The following is an 18,798-nucleotide window of genomic DNA, read 5'->3' as shown; positions in this document are numbered from 1 at the left end:
GCTGTCGGTCCGGCTTACTTGTAGACGAAGCCCATGACGATGCCGATGAGGGCGAGCGCCTCACAGAAGGCGAAACCCATGATCTGGTTGGTACGGATCAGGCCGGCCGCCTCGGGCTGACGGGCGAGGGCCTGGGTGCCGTTACCGAAGATGATGCCGACGCCGACGCCGGGGCCGATGGCCGCGAGGCCGTAGCCGATGGAGGCGACGTTTCCGTTGACGGCGGCGAGAGTCTCGAGAGCGGACATGCCGGTTCTTCCTTCTCTTTCAAGGACCCGGTGGGGGTTGGCCACCGGACGACTGTGGGTTGGGTGAGTGGTTCTTGGCTGCTGCCGGGCCGGCTCAGTGGTGCTCGGAGAGCGCGCCCTGGACGTAGCTGCAGGCCAGGAGGACGAAGACGTACGCCTGGACGGCCTGGATGAAGAGCTCGAAGGCGGTCATGATGATGACCATCACGAACGAGGCGCCGGCGTAGACGAAGCCGAGGCCGTTCATGAGGTACCAGGTGGCCAGCGAGAACATCACGATGAGCAGGTGACCGGCGAACATGTTCGCGAACAGTCGGACCGCGTGCGTGAAGGGCCGGATGAGCAGGTTCGAGAAGAACTCGAGGACGACGACCAGGGGCAGGATCGGGCCGAGCGACTTGTCGTAGCCGACGATGTTCTTCCAGCCGCCGACGAAGCCGTGCTTCTTGAAGGTCAGCGAGATCCACAGCACGTACACGATCAGCGCGAGGGCCGCCGGGAAGGCGATCAGCGAGGTGACCGGGAACTGGGCGAGCGGGATGATGGACCAGAGGTTCATGATCCATACGAAGAAGAACAGGGACACCATCAGCGGGACGTACTTCTCGCCGTCCTTCTTGCCGATGATCTCGTAGACGATGCCGCGGCGCACGAAGTCGTAACCGGCCTCGCCGACCATCTGCATCTTGCCGGGGATCAGCTTGGGCTTGTTGAACGCGGCCCAGAAGAAGCCGACGACCACGATCGAACCCAGGATGGCGAGCAGCATCGGCTTGGTGAACTCGAAGCTGCCCACGGTGAAGATGGGTTCGTACATGAACGTGTGCAGGCCCGGCGCCGGGAAGCCGCATCCGGTGAAGATGTGGCAATCCGGGTCGAAGGCAAGCGTCTGGTCAGCACTCACCGCGGGCTCCTTCAGCGTGGCGCATAGGTACGGCAACCTCGTTGTGTCGGCGCGGCACGCAGCCGCGGGTCGGCACTGGACTGGTCTTACGGATAAGGGGGCGGCGGTTCGGCATCGAGCCTCGCGCTGGGACAGGCGCCGCTTCGGATGCCCGCGCCCGCAGTGCCGCAGTTGGCACCGGACGATAGCAGGAAGCCGAACGCGTCTTTATCCCGGCCCTACCCTTCACGACTTCGGCCCCGTGTTCTCGGGCTCGACGTACATGATCTTGGCCTTCATATAGGCCCGGGCCTGGGCGGCGACCCACACGATGGTCGTGGCGAGCAGCGTGAAGGCGAAGGCCTTGAAGTCGAACGCCGAAGTGTCCTTCAACAAGGCCAGGAAGATGAAGAGAACCAGCAGCTGGGCCGTGTAGAGCATCAGCCCCATGGCCTGGAAGAGCTGCGGAAGCTTCTTCGCCGTCCGCTGCAGAACCACCAGCCCGATGCCCATGAAGAGGAGTACGACCGCGGTGCCGACGACGGCGCCGAGCGCGCCCTTGCCACCGGCGACCACACCGCTGACGACCGTGGCGATGGCGCCTACGGCGGCGGTGGGGACTGCGGTGTGCAGCAGGGTGCGTGCGTCGTTGGACGGCATGGCGGTGTCTCCGCTTGCTGGAGGGGGCGATGGTGTCGTCATGGACGAGCGTAAGCCCGGTCCGAGGTGTGTCTCGGGGCCAACGAACCGTCGCACTACGGTCCTTCGGCACTGTCGCCGGGTCTCGTGAACCGTATCACAAACTATTTGAATAGGTCTTTACTCAGAGGGTGTGCCAACTCTCACACGTGAGAGTGAGTGCGCGCGTGTGTGCACGACAGCGGGGCGCCTTGTCTGGTATTGACCCCCGATGCGGCTTACGTCAACCGCGCGCCCCGGCCTTACTCCGGTCGGAGAAGCGCGAACGGTGGCCGATGGCGGTCGCTCCGTTGACCCCGGCGGGCACGGGCACCCGCTCCTCCTCGACGGCCGGCTCCTCCAGGGCGGGCTCCGGTTCCGGAACCGGCCTGCGACGCCGGTAGCGCGGCGGCACGACCGCCTCCGCCCAGCGCGGCGCGCGCGGCGTGAAGCGCGGCAGCAGGAGCAGCACCAGACCGACCGCGCTCAGGAAGACCACGGCGAGCACGATCCACATCGACGTCGAGTGCACGGAGTAGGCCAGCGTGCCGAAGGCGATGAGCGCCGACCAGAAGTACATGATCAGCACGGCACGGCTGTGCGAGTGCCCGATCTCCAGGAGCCGGTGGTGCAGGTGCCCGCGGTCCGCCGCGAACGGCGACTGGCCCTTCCAGGTGCGCCGCACGATCGCGAGCACCAGGTCGGCCATCGGGATCGCGATGACCGTCAGCGGCAGCACCAGCGGGATGAAGACCGGCAGGGCGGCGTGCGTGGCGGCCTTGGTCGAGCCCTCGAAGATCTTCAGCGCGTCCGGGTCGACCTGGCCGGTGATGGAGATGGCGGACGCGGCCAGGATCAGACCGATCAGCATGGAGCCCGAGTCGCCCATGAAGATCCGCGCCGGGTGCATGTTGTGCGGCAGGAAGCCCAGGCACATGCCCATGAGGATCGCGGCGAAGAGCGTCGCGGGGGCGGCCGCCTCGATCGTGTAGCCGAACCAGATCCGGTACGCGTAGAGGAAGAAGGCCGCGGCGGCGATGCAGACCATGCCGGCGGCGAGGCCGTCGAGGCCGTCGACGAAGTTCACGGCGTTGATGGTGAGGACGACCAGGGCGACCGTGAGCAGCGTGCCCTGCCACTGGGTGAGCGCGACCGTGCCGACGCCGGGGATGGGCAGCCACAGGATCGTCAGACCCTGCATGACCATCACACCCGCGGAGATCATCTGCGCGCCCAGCTTGATCAGCGCGTCCAGCTCGAACTTGTCGTCGAGGACGCCGATCAGCCAGATCAGGGCGGCGCCGGAGAGCAGCGCGCGGGGCTCGTTGGACAGCTCGAAGACGCTGTTCAGGTTCTGCAGGTGGTCGGCGACGAGCAGTCCCGCGCACAGCCCGAAGAACATGGCGATGCCACCGAGCCGCGGAGTCGGTTCTCGGTGCACGTCGCGGGCGCGGATCTCCGGCATCGCGCCGGTCGCGATGGCGAACTTCCGCACCGGACCGGTCAGCAGATAGGTCACCGCGGCCGTGACACAGAGCGTCAGCAGGTAATCACGCACGGGCTGCCCCACAGGAATCGCTGGCCATCTCAGCCCCACACCCTAGCCGGGCCGTCCCCATGGTCGAGGACATACGGGCGTCGCGAACGGTTCCGGCCGGGGCCTCTTTACCGGCCATACGGGGGAAAACGCCCGGCGAGCTCGCGTACTTCGGCCCGTACCCTGGCCGTCTCCTCCGCGTCGTCACGTAGCGCGGCAGTGAACAATGCCGCAATTCTCGCCATCTCCGGATCGCCCATGCCCTGGGTGGTGACGGCGGCCGTGCCGAGCCGGATCCCGCGCCCGTCCCCGTACGGCAGCGCACAGGTGTCGAGCACGATGCCGGCGGCGGCGAGGCGGGCGCGGGCGGTGCGGCCGTCGATGCCGAGCGGGGCCGGGTCGGCGGTGATCAGGTGCGTGTCCGTCCCACCGGTGGTCAGCGCGAATCCCTCCGCGCCGAGCGCGGCGGCGAGCACCCTGGCGTGCTCGACCACCTGATGGGCGTACGTGGTGAAGGCCGGAGTGGACGCCTCGCCGAAGGCGACGGCCTTGGCGGCGATGGTGTGCATCTGCGCGCCGCCCTGCGAGAAGGGGAACACGGCCCGGTCCACCCGCTCCGCGAGCTCCGCCCCGCACAGGAGCAGCCCGCCGCGCGGACCGCGCAGCACCTTGTGGGTGGTGCCGCAGACGATGTCGGCGTACGGGACGGGGCTGGGCGCGGCGCCGCCGGCGACGAGCCCGAGGGGGTGGGCGGCGTCGGCGATCAGATAGGCCCCGACCTCGTCGGCGATGTCGCGGAAGATCGCGTAGTCGAGGTGCCGCGGATAGGAGATGGACCCGCAGACGATCGCCTTCGGCCGGTGGTGCCGGGCGAGCGCGGCGACCTGCTCGTAGTCGACGAGACCCGTCTCGGCGTCGACGCCGTACGGGACGAAGTCGAACCAGCGGCCGGAGAAGTTCGCGGGCGAGCCGTGCGTGAGGTGCCCGCCGTAGGCGAGCCCCATGGCGAGGACGGTGTCGCCGGGCCGCAGCAGCGCCGCGTAGGCGGCGAGGACGGCGGAGGAGCCGGAGTGCGGCTGCACGTTCGCGTGCTCGGCACCGAAGAGCGCGCTCGCCCGCTCGACGGCGATCCGCTCGACGGCGTCGGCGTACTCGCAGCCGCCGTGATGGCGGGCGCCGGGATAGCCCTCGGCGTACTTGTTGGCCAGCTGCGAGCCCAGCGCGGCGAGCACGGCGGGCGAGGTGAAGTTCTCCGCGGCGATCAGCTGCAGACTGTCCGCCTGCCGCCGCACCTCACCGAGCAGCACATCGGCCACCTCGGGGTCCTGACGGCGCAGTACGTCGAGCGCGTGCTCGTCTTCGGTTGGCGCGGTGACCGGCATGGGGCACTCCGAGTGCGTGAGCGGGCCTGGAAACCCACTCTAGGCACCCACAGCGCCCCCCGCTCCCCCACTGCTCCACCCGGCCCCGCGGACCCGGGGGAACGCCTCGGCGCTCCGTGCGGGGGCGAACTCCCGTCACGGGCCCGACGGGCTGCCGGCCGGGCGGTACGCCGCCTCAGCGCTTCGTGTTCACACCCGTCAGGGCCGTCACCACCGGGTCCAGCGCCTGCTGGATCTCGTCGCCGATCGAGCGGAAGAACGTGATCGGAGCGCCGTACGGGTCGTTCACCTCGTCCGCCTCCGCCGACGGGGCCAGCAGCCACCCGCGTAGAGCCGCGGCCGCACGGACCAGCGCGCGGGCGCGGTCGACCGTGCCGTGGCCGTCCCGGGGGTCCGGAAGGGTGGCCGGATCTATCGCACGGACGAGGCGGGTGAACTCCTTCAGGGTGAAGGTGCGCAGGCCCGCCGAGTGGCCCATCGAGATGACCTGCGCGCGGTGGTCGCGGGTCGCGGTGAGGACCAGGTCCGCGCGGATGACGTGCTCGTCGAGGAGCTCCCGGCCGGTGAAGCCGCTGAAGTCCGCGCCGAAGTCCGCGAGGACCTGTTCCGCGTTGCTCTCCATCGGGGCGCCCTCGTGGCCCCAGGTGCCCGCGCTCTCCACGATCAGACCGCCGACCATGGGGTCGCCGAGGCGGTCGATCAGGGCATGGCGGGTCAGCCGCTCGGTGATCGGCGAGCGGCAGACGTTGCCGGTGCTGACGTGGAGGATGCGGAAGGTCTTGCCGTCTTGCTCGTGCCCCGCTATGCCACGCCCCTCAGGGGCGGTCAACTGGCCACCTCGAGGTCGGGTACCACCTTCCGGAGCTCCTCCGCCGACAGCGCGCCCTCGCGCAGCAGCACCGGCACCTTGCCCGTCACGTCGACGATGGACGAGGGGACGATGCCGGGGGTCGGGCCGCCGTCGAGGTAGACGGAGACGGAGTCGCCGAGCATGCCCTGCGCCGCGTCGCAGTCCTCCGGCGACGGGTGGCCGGTCAGGTTCGCCGAGGAGACCGCCATCGGACCGACCTCCGTGAGCAGCTCGATCGCGACCGGGTGCAGCGGCATCCGGATCGCGACGGTGCCCCGGGTGTCGCCCAGGTCCCACTGGAGGGAGGGCTGGTGCCTGGCGACCAGCGTCAGCGCGCCGGGCCAGAAGGCGTCCACGAGCTCCCACGCCATCTCGGAGAAGTCCGTGACGAGGCCGTGGAGGGTGTTCGGGGAGCCGATCAGTACCGGCGTGGGCATGTTGCGGCCCCGGCCCTTGGCGGCCAGCAGGTCCGCGACGGCCTCCGAGCTGAAGGCGTCCGCGCCGATGCCGTACACGGTGTCCGTGGGCAGCACGACCAGCTCGCCCCGGCGTACGGCGGACGCGGCCTCACGCAGACCCGTCGCACGGTCCGTCGCCTCGTTGCAGTCGTATCGCCGAGCCATCAGTCCCGGTCCTCCTCGTACACGTCGAACATGCTCGTCATGGGGTCGCCTTGCGCGCGGTCGCGAATCGCGGCCGGTTGTTCAGGTCGGGGTGGTCGGCGGCGTCCGCCCAGCCGGCCTCCTCGTTGAAGATCCACGGCACCTGGCCGCCCTGCGTGTCCGCGTGCTCGACGACCACGAGGCCGCCGGGCCGCAGCAGGCGGTGGGCGGTGCGCTCGATGCCGCGGATGGTGTCGAGGCCGTCCTCGCCGGAGAACAGGGCCATCTCCGGATCGTGGTCGCGGGCCTCGGGCGCCACGTACTCCCACTCGGTGAGCGGGATGTACGGCGGGTTGGAGATGACCAGGTCGACCTGGCCGTCCAGTTCCGGCAGCGCGCTCAGCGCGTCGCCCTCGTGCAGGACGACCCGTGAGCCCTGCACGTTCTTCCGGGTCCACACCAGGGCGTCCTCGGACAGCTCCACGGCGTGCACGGTCGACCGCGGCACCTCCTGCGCCATGGCGAGCGCGATCGCGCCGGAGCCGGTGCACAGGTCGACGATGAGCGGCTCGACGACGTCCATGGCCCGTACGGCGTCTATGGCCCAGCCGACCACCGACTCCGTCTCGGGGCGCGGCACGAAGACGCCGGGGCCTACCTGGAGCTCCAGGTAGCGGAAGAACGCGCGGCCGGTGATGTGCTGGAGCGGCTCGCGCGCCTCGCGGCGCGCGATGGCCTCCCAGTAGCGGGCGTCGAAGTCCGCGTCCTTGACGTTGTGCAGCTCCCCCCGCTTGACGCCGTGCACGAACGCGGCGAGCTCCTCGGCGTCGAAACGCGGTGAGGGAACGCCGGCGTCGGCCAGCCGCTGGGTGGCCTGGGCCACCTCGGCAAGCAGCAGGTTCACGCTGGTCCTCCGTGGTGCGGGTGGGGGCTTTACAAGGTCTTGCGCCGTCTTACGCTGCCGCGAGCTTCGCCGCGGAGTCGGCGTCGACGCAGGCCTGGATGACCGCGTCCAGCTCGCCGTCGAGCACCTGGTCCAAGTTGTACGCCTTGAAGCCGACGCGGTGGTCCGAGATGCGGTTCTCCGGGAAGTTGTACGTACGGATCTTCTCGGAGCGGTCGACGGTGCGGACCTGGCTGCGACGGGCGTCGGCGGCCTCGGCCTCGGCCTTCTCCTGCGCGGCGGCGAGCAGCCGGGAACGCAGGATGCGCATGGCCTGCTCCTTGTTCTGGAGCTGGCTCTTCTCGTTCTGGCAGGACGCGACGATGCCGGTCGGCAGGTGCGTGATGCGGACGGCGGAGTCGGTGGTGTTGACCGACTGGCCGCCGGGGCCGGACGAGCGGTAGACGTCGATGCGCAGGTCGTTCGCGTGGATCTCGACGTCGACCTCCTCGGCCTCCGGCGTGACGAGCACACCGGCCGCGGAGGTGTGGATGCGGCCCTGCGACTCGGTGGCGGGCACGCGCTGCACGCGGTGCACCCCGCCCTCGTACTTCAGCCGCGCCCAGACGCCCTGGCCGGGCTCGGTGGCCCCGTTGCCGCCCTTGGTCTTCACGGCGACCTGGACGTCCTTGTAGCCGCCGAGCTCGGACTCGGTGGAGTCGATGATCTCGGTCTTCCAGCCGACCCGCTCGGCGTAGCGCAGGTACATCCGCAGGAGGTCGCCGGCGAACAGGGCGGACTCGTCGCCGCCCGCGCCGGCCTTGATCTCGAGGATGACGTCCTTGTCGTCGCTGGGGTCGCGCGGGACCAGCAGCAGCCGGAGCTTGTCGGTCAGCTCCTCGCGCTGCTTCTCCAGCACCTTGACCTCGGCCGCGAAGTCCGGGTCGTCGTGCGCGAACTCGCGGGCGGTCTCGATGTCGTCACCGGTCTGCTTCCAGGAGCGGTAGGTGGCGACGATCGGGGTCAGCTCCGCGTAACGCTTGTTCAGCTTGCGCGCGTTGGCCTGGTCGGCGTGGACCGAAGGGTCGGCGAGCTTCTTCTCGAGGTCGGCGTGCTCGCCGACCAGTTCCTCGACCGCCTCGAACATCGGGGGCTCCTGGGTTTTCGTAAGTTGCTACGGGACGGCAAAGCGCCGGTCCCGGCCACCCCGCGCAGGGGCAGCCGAAGACCGGCGCAATGGCTCGCTACTTCTTGGCGGAGCCGGCAGCCTTGCCGAAGCGGGCCTCGAAGCGGGCGACGCGGCCGCCGGTGTCGAGGATCTTCTGCTTGCCCGTGTAGAACGGGTGGCACTCGGAGCAGACCTCGGCACGGATGGTGCCCTCGGTGAGGGTGCTACGGGTGGTGAACGACGCGCCACAGGTGCAGCTGACCTGGGTCTCGACGTACTCGGGGTGGATCTCGCGCTTCAAGGTGTCTCCTAGTTCCGGGAGGGCTCCGGGTCGCCCGTGCGGGATGCACATGCGTGAACCGGGGCCGACGTACCAGTCTGCCAGGACCGGCCGCATCTCCCAAAACCGGGGTCGGGCCGGAACTATTCCTGGGCTACTTCACGAGGCCTGCGGCCTGGCCGGTGGCCGCGTCCTTCGTCGCCGACGCGGGGATCGGCCGGTCGGCCTTGAGGGCCTCCCAGACCTGCTTGCCCTGGGCCTCCAGGGGCACGACCCGGTTGGGGTCCCTCGGGTCGTACTCGACCGGCAGCGTGATCATGTGGACGTCGTCGGCGCCGAGCCCGGACAGGCCCTTGGCGAAGCCCATCAGCTCGGTGACGGAGTCGAGCTCGGAGTCGGGCGTGATGGCCTTGGTGGCGGTGTCGGCGAGGTCGAGCAGTTTCTTCGGGTCGGAGAAGACGCCGACGCTCTTCACCTGGTCGATGAAGGCCTTCATGAAGGCCTGCTGGAGCTGGATGCGGCCGAGGTCGCTGCCGTCGCCGACGCTCTTGCGGGTGCGGACCAGGCCGAGGGACTGCTCGCCGTCGAGGGTGTGCGTGCCCGGTTCGAGGTCGAGGTGGCTCTTGGAGTCCCTGATGGCCTTGGTGGTGGTGATCTCGACGCCGCCGAGCCGGTCGATGAGCTTCTTGAAGCCGGTGAAGTCGACCTCGACGTAGTGGTCCATGCGGATGCCGGACATCGCCTCGACGGTCTTGACCGCGCAGGCCGGCCCGCCGACCTCGTACGCCGTGTTGAACATGGCCCGGTGCTCGGCCGCGACCTTGCCGCCCTTGTCGTCGGTGCAGGCGGGGCGGTCGATCAGGGTGTCGCGCGGGATGGAGACCACGGAGGCCTTCTTGTGGCCCTCGTAGACGTGGACGACCATCGCGGTGTCGGAGCGGGCGCCGCCCTCGTCCCTGCCGTAGTCGCCGTTGGCACCGGAGCGGGAGTCGGAGCCGAGGACGAGGATGTCCATCGAGCCGTTGTCGACGTCCTCGGGCCGGTCCTTGCCGAGCTGCCCGTTGATGTCGACGCCCTCGAGGTTGCCGTTGAGCTTGAAGTAGACGTAGCCGAGTCCGGAGCCGCCGGCCAGGACGAGCACGGCTGCGGTCCACGCGGCGGCGACCGCCGCGCGGCGGCCCTTGGCGGGCGGCTTGCGGCGGCGGCCGGTGCCCCGTATTCGGCCGCTCTGGTTCTGCTCGGTCATCGTCTTCCCTCAGCCCTATGGTTCACCTTGTGTGACGGCGAAGCACCCGAAAGGGTTGCATATGAGGCTGTGAGGTTTGGGCGGACGACGGACCGTAAACACGACTGCGCCCACCGTGCGGGCACGGTGGGCGCAGTCGTTTACGCAGGTCACGGCAAGGTTACGAGCCTGAGGTCAGCCTCTCGCCGTGTGACGAGCGTCTCGGCGTCAGTCGTTGTTGGCGCCGGGCGTCGTCTTCTGGATCTGGAGCAGGAACTCCGCGTTCGACTTCGTCTGCTTCAGCTTGTCGAGCAGCAGCTCGATCGCCTGCTGCTGGTCGAGCGCGTGCAGCACGCGACGCAGCTTCCAGGTGATGGAGAGCTCCTCGCTGCCGAGCAGGATCTCCTCCTTGCGCGTGCCCGAGGCGTCGACGTCGACGGCCGGGAAGATGCGCTTGTCGGCGAGCTTCCGGTCGAGCTTGAGCTCCATGTTGCCGGTGCCCTTGAACTCCTCGAAGATCACCTCGTCCATGCGCGAGCCGGTGTCGACCAGCGCGGTGGCCAGGATGGTCAGCGAGCCGCCGTCCTCGATGTTGCGCGCGGCACCGAAGAAGCGCTTCGGCGGGTAGAGCGCGGTCGAGTCGACACCACCGGACAGGATGCGGCCGGAGGCGGGCGCCGCGAGGTTGTACGCGCGGCCCAGGCGGGTGATCGAGTCGAGCAGGACGACCACGTCGTGACCCAGCTCCACGAGGCGCTTGGCGCGCTCGATGGCCAGCTCGGCGACCGTGGTGTGGTCCTCGGCCGGGCGGTCGAAGGTCGAGGAGATGACCTCGCCCTTGACCGACCGCTGCATGTCGGTGACCTCTTCCGGACGCTCGTCGACGAGGACGACCATCAGGTGGCACTCGGGGTTGTTGTGGGTGATCGCGTTGGCGATCGCCTGCATGATCATGGTCTTGCCGGTCTTCGGCGGGGCCACGATCAGACCGCGCTGGCCCTTGCCGATCGGCGACACGAGGTCGATGATCCGCGTGGTCAGCACGCCCGGGTCGGTCTCCAGACGGAGGCGGTCCTGCGGGTACAGCGGGGTGAGCTTGTTGAACTCGGGGCGGCCGCGGCCGGACTCCGGCGCCATGCCGTTGACCGAGTCGAGGCGCACCAGCGCGTTGAACTTCTCGCGGCGCTCGCCTTCCTTCGGCTGGCGCACGGCACCGGTGACGTGGTCACCCTTGCGCAGACCGCTCTTGCGGACCTGGGCGAGGGAGACGTACACGTCGTTCGGGCCGGGCAGGTAGCCGGAGGTCCGGATGAACGCGTAGTTGTCGAGGATGTCGAGGATGCCCGCGACCGGGATCAGCACGTCGTCCTCGGAGACCTGCGGCTCGCCGCTCGCGAAGTCGTCACGGCCACGACGCCCACGACGGTCGCGGTAGCGCCCGCGACGGCCCCGGCGACCGCCCTCGAAGTCGTCCTCGTCCTGCGGGCCGGCCGGCTGGCCGCCCTGCTGGCCCTGAGCGCCCTGGCCCTGGCGCTCCTTGCGCTGGCCGCCCTGGCCGCCGCCCTGCTGCTCGTCGCCCTTGCCGCGCTCGCGCTGACGGTCGCGGCGGTCGCGGCGGTCACCGCGCTCGCCACGGTCGCGACGGCCGCGGCCCTCGGCACCGTCGGCGGCCGCCTCGGCCTGCGGCTCGCCCTTGGTCTCCGTACGGGCCTCGGTCTTGACGACCTGGGCGGTCTCGCCCTTGGCCTCGGCGCCCTCCGGCGAACCGGCGGGAGCGGTGGCGCGCCGGCGACGGCGCTCGCCGGCCGGGGCGTCGCCGATGGAGGCACCTCCCTGCTCGAGCGAAGTCGAGAGCTTGGGGGAGGGCTGGCCCGGGATCTCGATCTGCTGCTGGGCGGTCGGCTCGCCCTGCTCGGCCTTCTCGGCCTTGGGCGCGGCGGTCTCGGCAGCGGTCTCGGCCGTACGGGCCTTGGAGGTGGCGCGGCGCTTCGGCTTCGTCTCGGCGGCGTCGCCGGACTTGGCGGGCGCGGCGGCGGAGCCTCCGGCCTGCGCCTCCTTGATGACCTCGATCAGCTGGCTCTTGCGCATCCGCGCGGTGCCCCTGATGCCGAGGCCGGACGCGACCTGCTGCAGCTCGGCCAGGACCATGCCCTCGAGGCCGGTGCCGGAGCGGCGGCGCCGTGCGGTGGTGCCAGTGGCAGCACCTGCGGCGGGCGCGGCGGTGTCGACGCTGTTGTCGGCAGTCACGCCCATCAGATCGGTGGTGTCGCTCACGAAGGGTCCTTCCCTGGAGCGGACGTCGGCCATCTGGCTCGGCGACCGGTTGTGCTGTCCGACAGCGGTCCTGCTTGGTGGACCGTGTCGGAGCGGTGGTCCCGCCGGGTGCGGCGGAAGAGAAAATGTGCTGTAAGTCCGGCCCGAGCGCCCCCTGCTCGGCCCTCACGCAATGAAGAAGAGCGAGGGGTGTCGTGCCGGTTCCGGAGCGTGCTCGAAACTGCTCAGGCAGGCTGCTCAGGCAGTGGAGGAGGCTCCCGGAAGAATTGGTGGTCCCTGATAGGGACACTCAGCACCGCGCCTCAAAGACGTCGGGTGCAAGCTTGAGGTTAACACTACCGGCTCCAACAAACATTCCCCCTCTCGGTCACCGGCAATCTCGTGTCCGCGCAGATCCGGGCCTTCCGGCCCGGTTCTCCACGCGCTGCCCGTCAGGGCGCCAGCGGCAGGACGCTCGCGCCGGGCATGTCGAGGTCGAGCCGGTTGGCGGCCCAGCCCTCGCCCGCAAGGAGGGCGACCTTGTCGGCCGTCCCGTGTTCGGCCAGTGCGAGCACCGTGGGGCCCGCGCCGGAGATGACCGCGGGCACCCCGTCCGCCCGCAGCCGGTTCACCAGGGCGATGCTCTCGGGCATCGCGGGCGCCCGGTACTCCTGGTGCAGCCGGTCCTCGGTGGCCGCGAGCAGCAGCTCGGGCCGGCGGGTCAGGGCCTCGACGAGGAGCGCGGCCCGGCCGGCGTTGGCGGCGGCGTCCACGTGCGGGACGGTGCGCGGGAGCAGACCGCGGGCGGTCTCGGTCAGTACGGGCTTCCCGGGGACGAAAACCACCGGAACGATGGAATCCGAGGGGTCCATCCTGATCGCCCGCGCGGCGCCGGCCTCGGTCCAGGCGAGCGTGAACCCGCCGAGCAGACAGGCGGCGACGTTGTCCGGGTGGCCCTCGATCTCGGTGGCGAGCTCGAGCAGCGCGGTCTCGTCGAGCCGCGCGTCGCCACCTATGGTCACGGCGCGGGCGGCCACGATGCCGGCGCAGATGGCGGCGGAGGAGGAGCCGAGGCCGCGGCCGTGCGGGATGCGGTTGGCGCAGACGACCTCGAGACCGCGCGGCTGCCCGCCGAGCAGGTCGAACGCCGTGCGCAGGGAGCGGATGAGCAGGTGGCTCTCGTCGCGCGGGAGGGTGTCGGCGCCCTCTCCGGCGATGTCGATGTGCAGCCCGGAGTCGGCGACCCGGACGACGACGTCGTCGTAGAGCCCCAGCGACAGGCCGAAGGCGTCGAAGCCCGGGCCGAGGTTGGCGCTGGTGGCGGGAACGCGCACCCGTACGGCGGCGGCGCGGAACGCGGGACCGGCCATCGCTCGATGACTCTCCTTGACGTGCGGACTTACGGATTTGTTCGGAGGAAGTACGGAGAACCCGGGGGCCGCTCGCGCCTCGGGCGCGACGACGGCAACAACACGACGCATATGCGTCGGGGCGGGTTCGGTACAGCCTATCGAAGGAAGGTTCTGTCGCGACATAGGGCGCACAGGAGGCGCACGATGCGTGTCGCGCGCCAACCTGTGCGCCTATGTAGGTTCCTGATCGGGTTTGACTCTTGATCAGGAACCTACAGTGCGCTGCCTGCAGCGCACCTCGCACTGCGTCGATTTCCGGCCAGATTCAGGCGAGGCCGAGGCGCGCGGCCGCGGCCGCGGCGTCGACCGGGACGGTGACCGGCTGCGGAGCACCGGCGACGGCCCAGTCGGGGTCCTTCAGGCCGTTGCCCGTCACGGTGCAGACGATCGTCTGGCCCGGGTCGACCTTGCCCTGGGCGGCGGCCTTCAGCAGACCGGCGACCGAGGCGGCCGACGCGGGCTCGACGAAGACGCCCTCCTGAGCGGCCAACAGGCGGTAGGCCTGCAGGATCTCACGGTCCGTCACCTCGTCGATGAAACCGCCCGACTCGTCGCGCGCGGCGATCGCGTAGTCCCAGGAGGCCGGGTTGCCGATGCGGATCGCGGTGGCGATGGTCGACGGGTCCTTGACCACCTCGCCGCGCACGAGCGGCGCGGAGCCGGAAGCCTGGAAGCCCCACATGCGCGGCGTGCGGGAGGCGATCCCGTCGGCCGCGTACTCGCGATATCCGCGCCAGTACGCCGTGATGTTGCCGGCGTTGCCCACGGGCAGCACGTGAACGTCGGGCGCGTCGCCGAGCATGTCCACGATCTCGAAAGCGGCCGTCTTCTGGCCCTCGATGCGGACCGGGTTCACCGAATTGACCAGCGCCACCGGGTAGTTCTCGGACAGCGAGCGGGCCAGGGTGAGGCAGTCGTCGAAGTTGCCGTCGACCTGGAGGATCTTCGCGCCGTGCACGAGCGCCTGGCCCATCTTGCCGAGCGCGATCTTCCCCTGCGGAACGAGGACGGCGGAAACCATGCCGGCGCGCACCGCGTACGCGGCGGCGGAGGCCGAGGTGTTGCCGGTGGACGCGCAGATGACGGCCTGCGCACCCTCCTCCTTGGCCTTGGAGATGGCCATGGTCATGCCCCGGTCCTTGAAGGAGCCGGTGGGGTTGGCGCCCTCGACCTTGAGGTGCACCTCGCAGCCCGTGCGCTCGGAGAGGACCTGAGCGGGGACGAGCGGCGTGCCGCCCTCACGGAGCGTGACGACCGGCGTCGTGTCCGTGACCGGAAGACGGTCCCGGTACTCCTCGATGATGCCGCGCCACTGGTGGGTGCCCTTGCTGGTCATGGGTCCTTACTCCCCTTCAACACGCATGATGCTGGCGACACCGTGCACGGTGTCGAGCTTGCGCAGCGCCTCGACGGTCCCCGAGAGGGCGGCGTCGGGCGCGCGGTGGGTGACGACGACGAGCGATGCCTCGCCGTCTCCGTCCTGTCGACCGTGCTGGCGCACGGTGTCGATGGATACGCCGTGCTCGGCGAAGACCGTCGCGACCTGGGCGAGCACGCCAGGCTTGTCGGCCACGTCGAGGCTGATGTGGTACCGCGTCACCACGTCGCCCATGGGGCTCACGGGCAGCTGGGTGTACGCGGACTCACCGGGGCCGTTGGCCTCGCTGAGCTTGTTGCGGCACACGGCGACCAGGTCGCCGAGCACGGCCGATGCGGTCGGCGCGCCGCCGGCCCCGGGGCCGTAGAACATGAGCCGCCCGGCGGCCTCCGCCTCGACGAAGACCGCGTTGTACGCCTCGCGCACGGAGGCGAGCGGGTGGCTGAGCGGGATCATCGCGGGGTGCACGCGCGCGGTGACGGACTCGCCGTCGGCGGCCCGCTCGCAGATGGCGAGCAGCTTGATGGTGCAGCCCATCTGCTTGGCGGAGGCGAAGTCCGCGGCGGTGACCTCGGTCATGCCCTCGCGGTAGACGTCGTCGAGGCGCACGCGCGTGTGGAAGGCGATCCCGGCGAGGATGGCGGCCTTGGCGGCGGCGTCGAAGCCCTCGACGTCGGCGGTCGGGTCGGCCTCCGCGTACCCGAGCGCGGTGGCCTCGTCCAGGGCCTCGGAGTACCCGGCGCCCGAGGTGTCCATCTTGTCGAGGATGAAGTTCGTCGTGCCGTTGACGATCCCCATCACGCGGTTGATCTTGTCGCCGGCGAGGGACTCGCGCAGCGGCCGGATGAGGGGGATGGCCCCGGCGACGGCGGCCTCGTAGTACAGGTCCTGCCCGTGCTGGTCGGCGGCCGCGTAGAGGGTCGCGCCGTCCTGGGCGAGCAGCGCCTTGTTGGCGGAGACGACGGAGGCGCCGTGCTCGAACGCGGTGGTGATGAGGGTGCGGGCCGGCTCGATCCCGCCGATGACCTCGACGACGACGTCGATGTCCCCGCGTTTCACGAGGGCGGTCGCGTCGGTGGTGATCAGCTCGGCGGGCACTCCCCCGCGCACCTTGTCGGGCCGGCGGACGGCCACGCCGGCGAGCTCGACCGGAGCGCCGATGCGCGCGGCGAGGTCGTCGGCGTGCGTCGTCATGATGCGCGCCACCTCTGAGCCGACCACTCCACAGCCCAGCAGCGCCACCTTCAGCGGACGCGTACGCATCATCCGACCTCGTCTCTCGTACGACTTCGACTTCGGCTTCCGCATTTCTGCGGACGCCTTTCCTTCGGTTCCGCGGGGCGGGAAATCCCGGCTTTCCCCACGATGGGAACCAGTCTCACTCACCGGACGGACGTTTCAGCGCCTGGTCCGAATGGCGAGACATGGTTTCCACCACCTGACTATTTCATCACCCGACGTCGAGACGCAGGAGATCTTCCTCCGTCTCGCGGCGCACGATGACCCGTGCTTCTCCGTCCCGGACGGCGACGACCGGGGGGCGCAGCGCGTGGTTGTAGTTGCTGGCCATCGAGCGGCAGTACGCACCGGTGGCCGGTACGGCGATCAGGTCGCCGGGCGCGATGTCGGCGGGCAGGAACGCGTCGCGTACGACGATGTCACCGCTCTCGCAGTGCTTGCCCACCACCCGGGACAGCATCGGCTCGGCGTCGCTCGTGCGCGAGACCAGCGCGACGGTGTACTCGGCGTCGTACAGGGCGGTGCGGATGTTGTCCGACATGCCGCCGTCGACGGAGACGTACGTGCGCAGTCCTTCGAGCGGCTTGACGGTGCCGACCTCGTAGAGCGTGAAGGCGGTGGGCCCGACGATGGCGCGCCCGGGTTCGACGGAGATGCGGGGCGTGGCGAGCCCGGCGGCCTCGCACTCCCGCGTCACGATCTCGGTGAGCGCCTTGGCGATGTGGTGGGGCTCGCGCGGGTCGTCGTCGGAGGTGTACGCGATCCCGAGGCCGCCGCCGAGGTCGATCTCGGGCAGCTCGACCCCGTGCTCGTCGCGCACCTCGGCGAGCAGCTGGACGACCCGCCGCGCGGACACCTCGAACCCGGCCATGTCGAAGATCTGCGACCCGATGTGCGAGTGGATCCCGATGAGCTCGAGCCCGTCGAGCCGCAGGGCCCGCCGCACCGCCTCGGCGGCCTGCCCGCCGGCGAGCGCGATCCCGAACTTCTGGTCCTCGTGCGCGGTGGCGATGAACTCGTGCGTGTGCGCCTCCACGCCGACCGTGACCCGGATCTGCACCCGCTGCCGCTTGCCGAGCGACTGCGCGACGTGAGCGACCCGGACGATCTCCTGGAAGGAGTCGAGCACGATCCGCCCGACGCCGGCCTCGACGGCCCGCCGGATCTCGTCCTCGCTCTTGTTGTTCCCGTGGAAGGCGATGCGCTCGGCGGGCATGCCGGCGGAGAGGGCGGTGCTGAGCTCGCCGCCGGAGCAGACGTCCAGGTTGAGCCCTTCTTCCTTGAGCCATCGGACGACGGCCCGCGAGAGGAAGGCCTTCCCCGCGTAGAAGACGTCGGCGTCGCTGCCGAAGGCGTCGGCCCAGGCGCGGCAGCGGGCTCGGAAGTCGTCCTCGTCGAGGAAGTACGCGGGCGTGCCGAACTGCTCGGCGAGCTCGGCGACGCTCAGCCCGCCGACGGTCACCTGCCCCTGCTCGTTCCGGCTCACGGTCCGGGCCCAGACCTTGGGATCGAGCCGGTTGAGATCGGCGGGCGGAGCGGAGTAGTGCCCCTCGGGAAGGACGTCGGCGTGGCGGGGCCCGGCGGGGTGTGCGGAACGGCTCATGGTCTGCGTCTTTCAGATCTGGTCGGGTGCGCTGATGCCGAGCAGGGAGAGGCCGCCGGCGAGCACCGTCCCGGCGGCTTCGGCGAGCGCGAGCCGGGAGCGGTGGGCGACCGAGGGTTTCTCGTCGCCGAGGGGCAGAACGGTGTGCTGGAACGCGAGGAGCGCGTCGGCGACGGCCTCGAGGTGCCGGGCGACCCGGTCGGGGGCGCGGTGGCGGGCGGCGGAGAGCAGGACGGCGGGGTGGTCGCCGAGGAGGGCGGTGAGCTCGGGCGCCTCGACGGCCTGCAGCGGCTCGCCGCGGAACCCGAGTTGGTCGGCGTTGTCCGCGAGGCGCCTGGCGCGCGCGTGGGCGTACCGCACGCGGAAGAGCGGATTGCGCTCGTGCTGGTGGAGCAGCTCGTCGGTCAGCTTGGCGTGGTCGTGCGCGGCGGCGGAGAGCAGCCCCCAGCGGGCCGCGTCGACGCCGAAGCGGCGGTGCAGCTCGGCGGCTCCGTACGGCACGGGCAGGGGGGCGACGGTGGTGGCGAGGCGGCCACGGGCGTGTGCGACGTCGGTGCGCGCCTGGAGCAGGTCCCACTCGGGGTCGACGCCGTCCTCGCAGGCCACGCGCACGGGGTGGCCCTGCGAGACGAGGAGCCGCCGCACGGCGTCGGCGGTGACGGCGGCGCGGACGTCGGCACGATGGACGAGCTGTACGGCCGCGCCGCCGGGAGGCAGATGCCCGTACGGCCGCCCGTCCCGTCGTCCATCCCGCTGTCCGCCCAGGAGGACGGCCCGCACGAGGTCCTGCTGGGCGTCGGGACGGAGGGTGAAGTTGAGGAACCCCGGCCCGGTGATCTCGACCCGGTCGAGGTCGGGGTGCGGGAGGAGCCGCTCGGCGAGGAGCTCGGCGACATGGCGGGGGGTGGCGTCGGCGGCCCGGGCGAGCACGAGCGCGACGTTGCTGGCGTAGTCCCCACGCCCACCTGCCCGGGGCCTCTCGACCCGCACGAGCTCGGGCACCTCGACGGCCAGCACGCCCTCGTCGACCGCACGGCGCACGGCGTGCAGCACGGTGAGGGAGAGGTCCGCGGGGGTCACGGGACAAGCGTAGGGGAGGAGGGGGGTCGGAAAGCGAACCGGTTTCGGCATGTGGGCGGCGGGGGGCGGGGGCCGCGATGCCAGGACGTACCAGAGC

The 18,798-nt window shown here is 70.6% G+C and carries 17 protein-coding genes; all 17 read right to left on the bottom strand.

The genetic code is table 11. The features are described from left to right. Positions 1 to 14: 14 nt before the first annotated feature. Entirely contained in the window at positions 15 to 248 is a 234-nt protein-coding gene (atpE, locus tag ACFY8W_RS21260) for an ATP synthase F0 subunit C (RefSeq protein ID WP_010474382.1), read from the bottom strand. Positions 249 to 342: 94 nt separating this feature from the next. Next, positions 343 to 1,152: a F0F1 ATP synthase subunit A gene (gene atpB, locus ACFY8W_RS21255; protein ID WP_391107323.1), complete on the bottom strand. Its 810-nt coding sequence runs from the start codon at positions 1,150 to 1,152 to the stop codon at positions 343 to 345. Positions 1,153 to 1,377: 225 nt separating this feature from the next. Next, positions 1,378 to 1,791: a hypothetical protein gene (locus tag ACFY8W_RS21250; RefSeq protein WP_391107321.1), complete on the bottom strand. Its 414-nt coding sequence runs from the start codon at positions 1,789 to 1,791 to the stop codon at positions 1,378 to 1,380. A gap of 262 nt (positions 1,792 to 2,053) precedes the next feature. After that, a complete protein-coding gene (locus tag ACFY8W_RS21245; protein ID WP_391107318.1) occupies positions 2,054 to 3,367 on the bottom strand; it encodes an MraY family glycosyltransferase in 1,314 nt (437 codons plus the stop codon). 107 nt (positions 3,368 to 3,474) lie between these two features. Continuing rightward, positions 3,475 to 4,728 carry a serine hydroxymethyltransferase gene (gene glyA, locus ACFY8W_RS21240; RefSeq protein ID WP_391107315.1) on the bottom strand — a complete coding sequence of 418 codons (1,254 nt, stop codon included), beginning with the start codon at positions 4,726 to 4,728 and terminating at the stop codon, positions 3,475 to 3,477. Between the two features lie 175 nt (positions 4,729 to 4,903). Continuing rightward, positions 4,904 to 5,557, bottom strand: coding sequence for a protein-tyrosine-phosphatase (locus ACFY8W_RS21235; protein WP_391107312.1), 654 nt, complete (start codon positions 5,555 to 5,557; stop codon positions 4,904 to 4,906). Further along, positions 5,554 to 6,201, bottom strand: coding sequence for an L-threonylcarbamoyladenylate synthase (locus ACFY8W_RS21230; protein ID WP_391107309.1), 648 nt, complete (start codon positions 6,199 to 6,201; stop codon positions 5,554 to 5,556). The genes ACFY8W_RS21235 and ACFY8W_RS21230 overlap by 4 nt, the downstream gene beginning before the upstream one ends. Positions 6,202 to 6,238: 37 nt before the next feature. Continuing rightward, positions 6,239 to 7,084 carry a peptide chain release factor N(5)-glutamine methyltransferase gene (prmC, locus tag ACFY8W_RS21225; protein WP_391107306.1) on the bottom strand — a complete coding sequence of 282 codons (846 nt, stop codon included), beginning with the start codon at positions 7,082 to 7,084 and terminating at the stop codon, positions 6,239 to 6,241. A 49-nt stretch (positions 7,085 to 7,133) separates the two neighbouring features. Then, positions 7,134 to 8,210 carry a peptide chain release factor 1 gene (gene prfA, locus ACFY8W_RS21220; protein WP_391107303.1) on the bottom strand — a complete coding sequence of 359 codons (1,077 nt, stop codon included), beginning with the start codon at positions 8,208 to 8,210 and terminating at the stop codon, positions 7,134 to 7,136. A 97-nt stretch (positions 8,211 to 8,307) separates the two neighbouring features. After that, positions 8,308 to 8,532 carry a 50S ribosomal protein L31 gene (gene rpmE / locus ACFY8W_RS21215; RefSeq protein ID WP_030761597.1) on the bottom strand — a complete coding sequence of 75 codons (225 nt, stop codon included), beginning with the start codon at positions 8,530 to 8,532 and terminating at the stop codon, positions 8,308 to 8,310. A gap of 133 nt (positions 8,533 to 8,665) precedes the next feature. Then, on the bottom strand, positions 8,666 to 9,757 hold the full coding sequence (locus tag ACFY8W_RS21210) for an LCP family protein (protein ID WP_391107300.1): 1,092 nt from the start codon (positions 9,755 to 9,757) through the stop codon (positions 8,666 to 8,668). Positions 9,758 to 9,964: 207 nt separating this feature from the next. Continuing rightward, complete coding sequence (gene rho / locus ACFY8W_RS21205; RefSeq protein ID WP_391107297.1) at positions 9,965 to 12,010, bottom strand: transcription termination factor Rho; 2,046 nt, start codon at positions 12,008 to 12,010, stop codon at positions 9,965 to 9,967. A gap of 431 nt (positions 12,011 to 12,441) precedes the next feature. After that, entirely contained in the window at positions 12,442 to 13,359 is a 918-nt protein-coding gene (thrB, locus tag ACFY8W_RS21200) for a homoserine kinase (RefSeq protein WP_384420628.1), read from the bottom strand. A gap of 307 nt (positions 13,360 to 13,666) precedes the next feature. Next, positions 13,667 to 14,737: a threonine synthase gene (thrC, locus tag ACFY8W_RS21195; protein ID WP_391107294.1), complete on the bottom strand. Its 1,071-nt coding sequence runs from the start codon at positions 14,735 to 14,737 to the stop codon at positions 13,667 to 13,669. Positions 14,738 to 14,743: 6 nt separating this feature from the next. Next, complete coding sequence (locus tag ACFY8W_RS21190; RefSeq protein WP_391108255.1) at positions 14,744 to 16,042, bottom strand: homoserine dehydrogenase; 1,299 nt, start codon at positions 16,040 to 16,042, stop codon at positions 14,744 to 14,746. Positions 16,043 to 16,229: 187 nt separating this feature from the next. After that, complete coding sequence (gene lysA / locus ACFY8W_RS21185; RefSeq protein ID WP_391107292.1) at positions 16,230 to 17,621, bottom strand: diaminopimelate decarboxylase; 1,392 nt, start codon at positions 17,619 to 17,621, stop codon at positions 16,230 to 16,232. 12 nt (positions 17,622 to 17,633) lie between these two features. Continuing rightward, positions 17,634 to 18,701, bottom strand: coding sequence for an ArgS-related anticodon-binding protein NrtL (gene nrtL / locus ACFY8W_RS21180; RefSeq protein ID WP_391107289.1), 1,068 nt, complete (start codon positions 18,699 to 18,701; stop codon positions 17,634 to 17,636). Positions 18,702 to 18,798 lie beyond the last annotated feature (97 nt).

This window comes from Streptomyces sp. NPDC012637 (genome assembly GCF_042954805.1).
In the GTDB taxonomy this organism is placed as follows: Bacteria; Actinomycetota; Actinomycetes; order Streptomycetales; family Streptomycetaceae; genus Streptomyces.
This window is presented reverse-complemented; position numbering and strand designations above follow the sequence as displayed.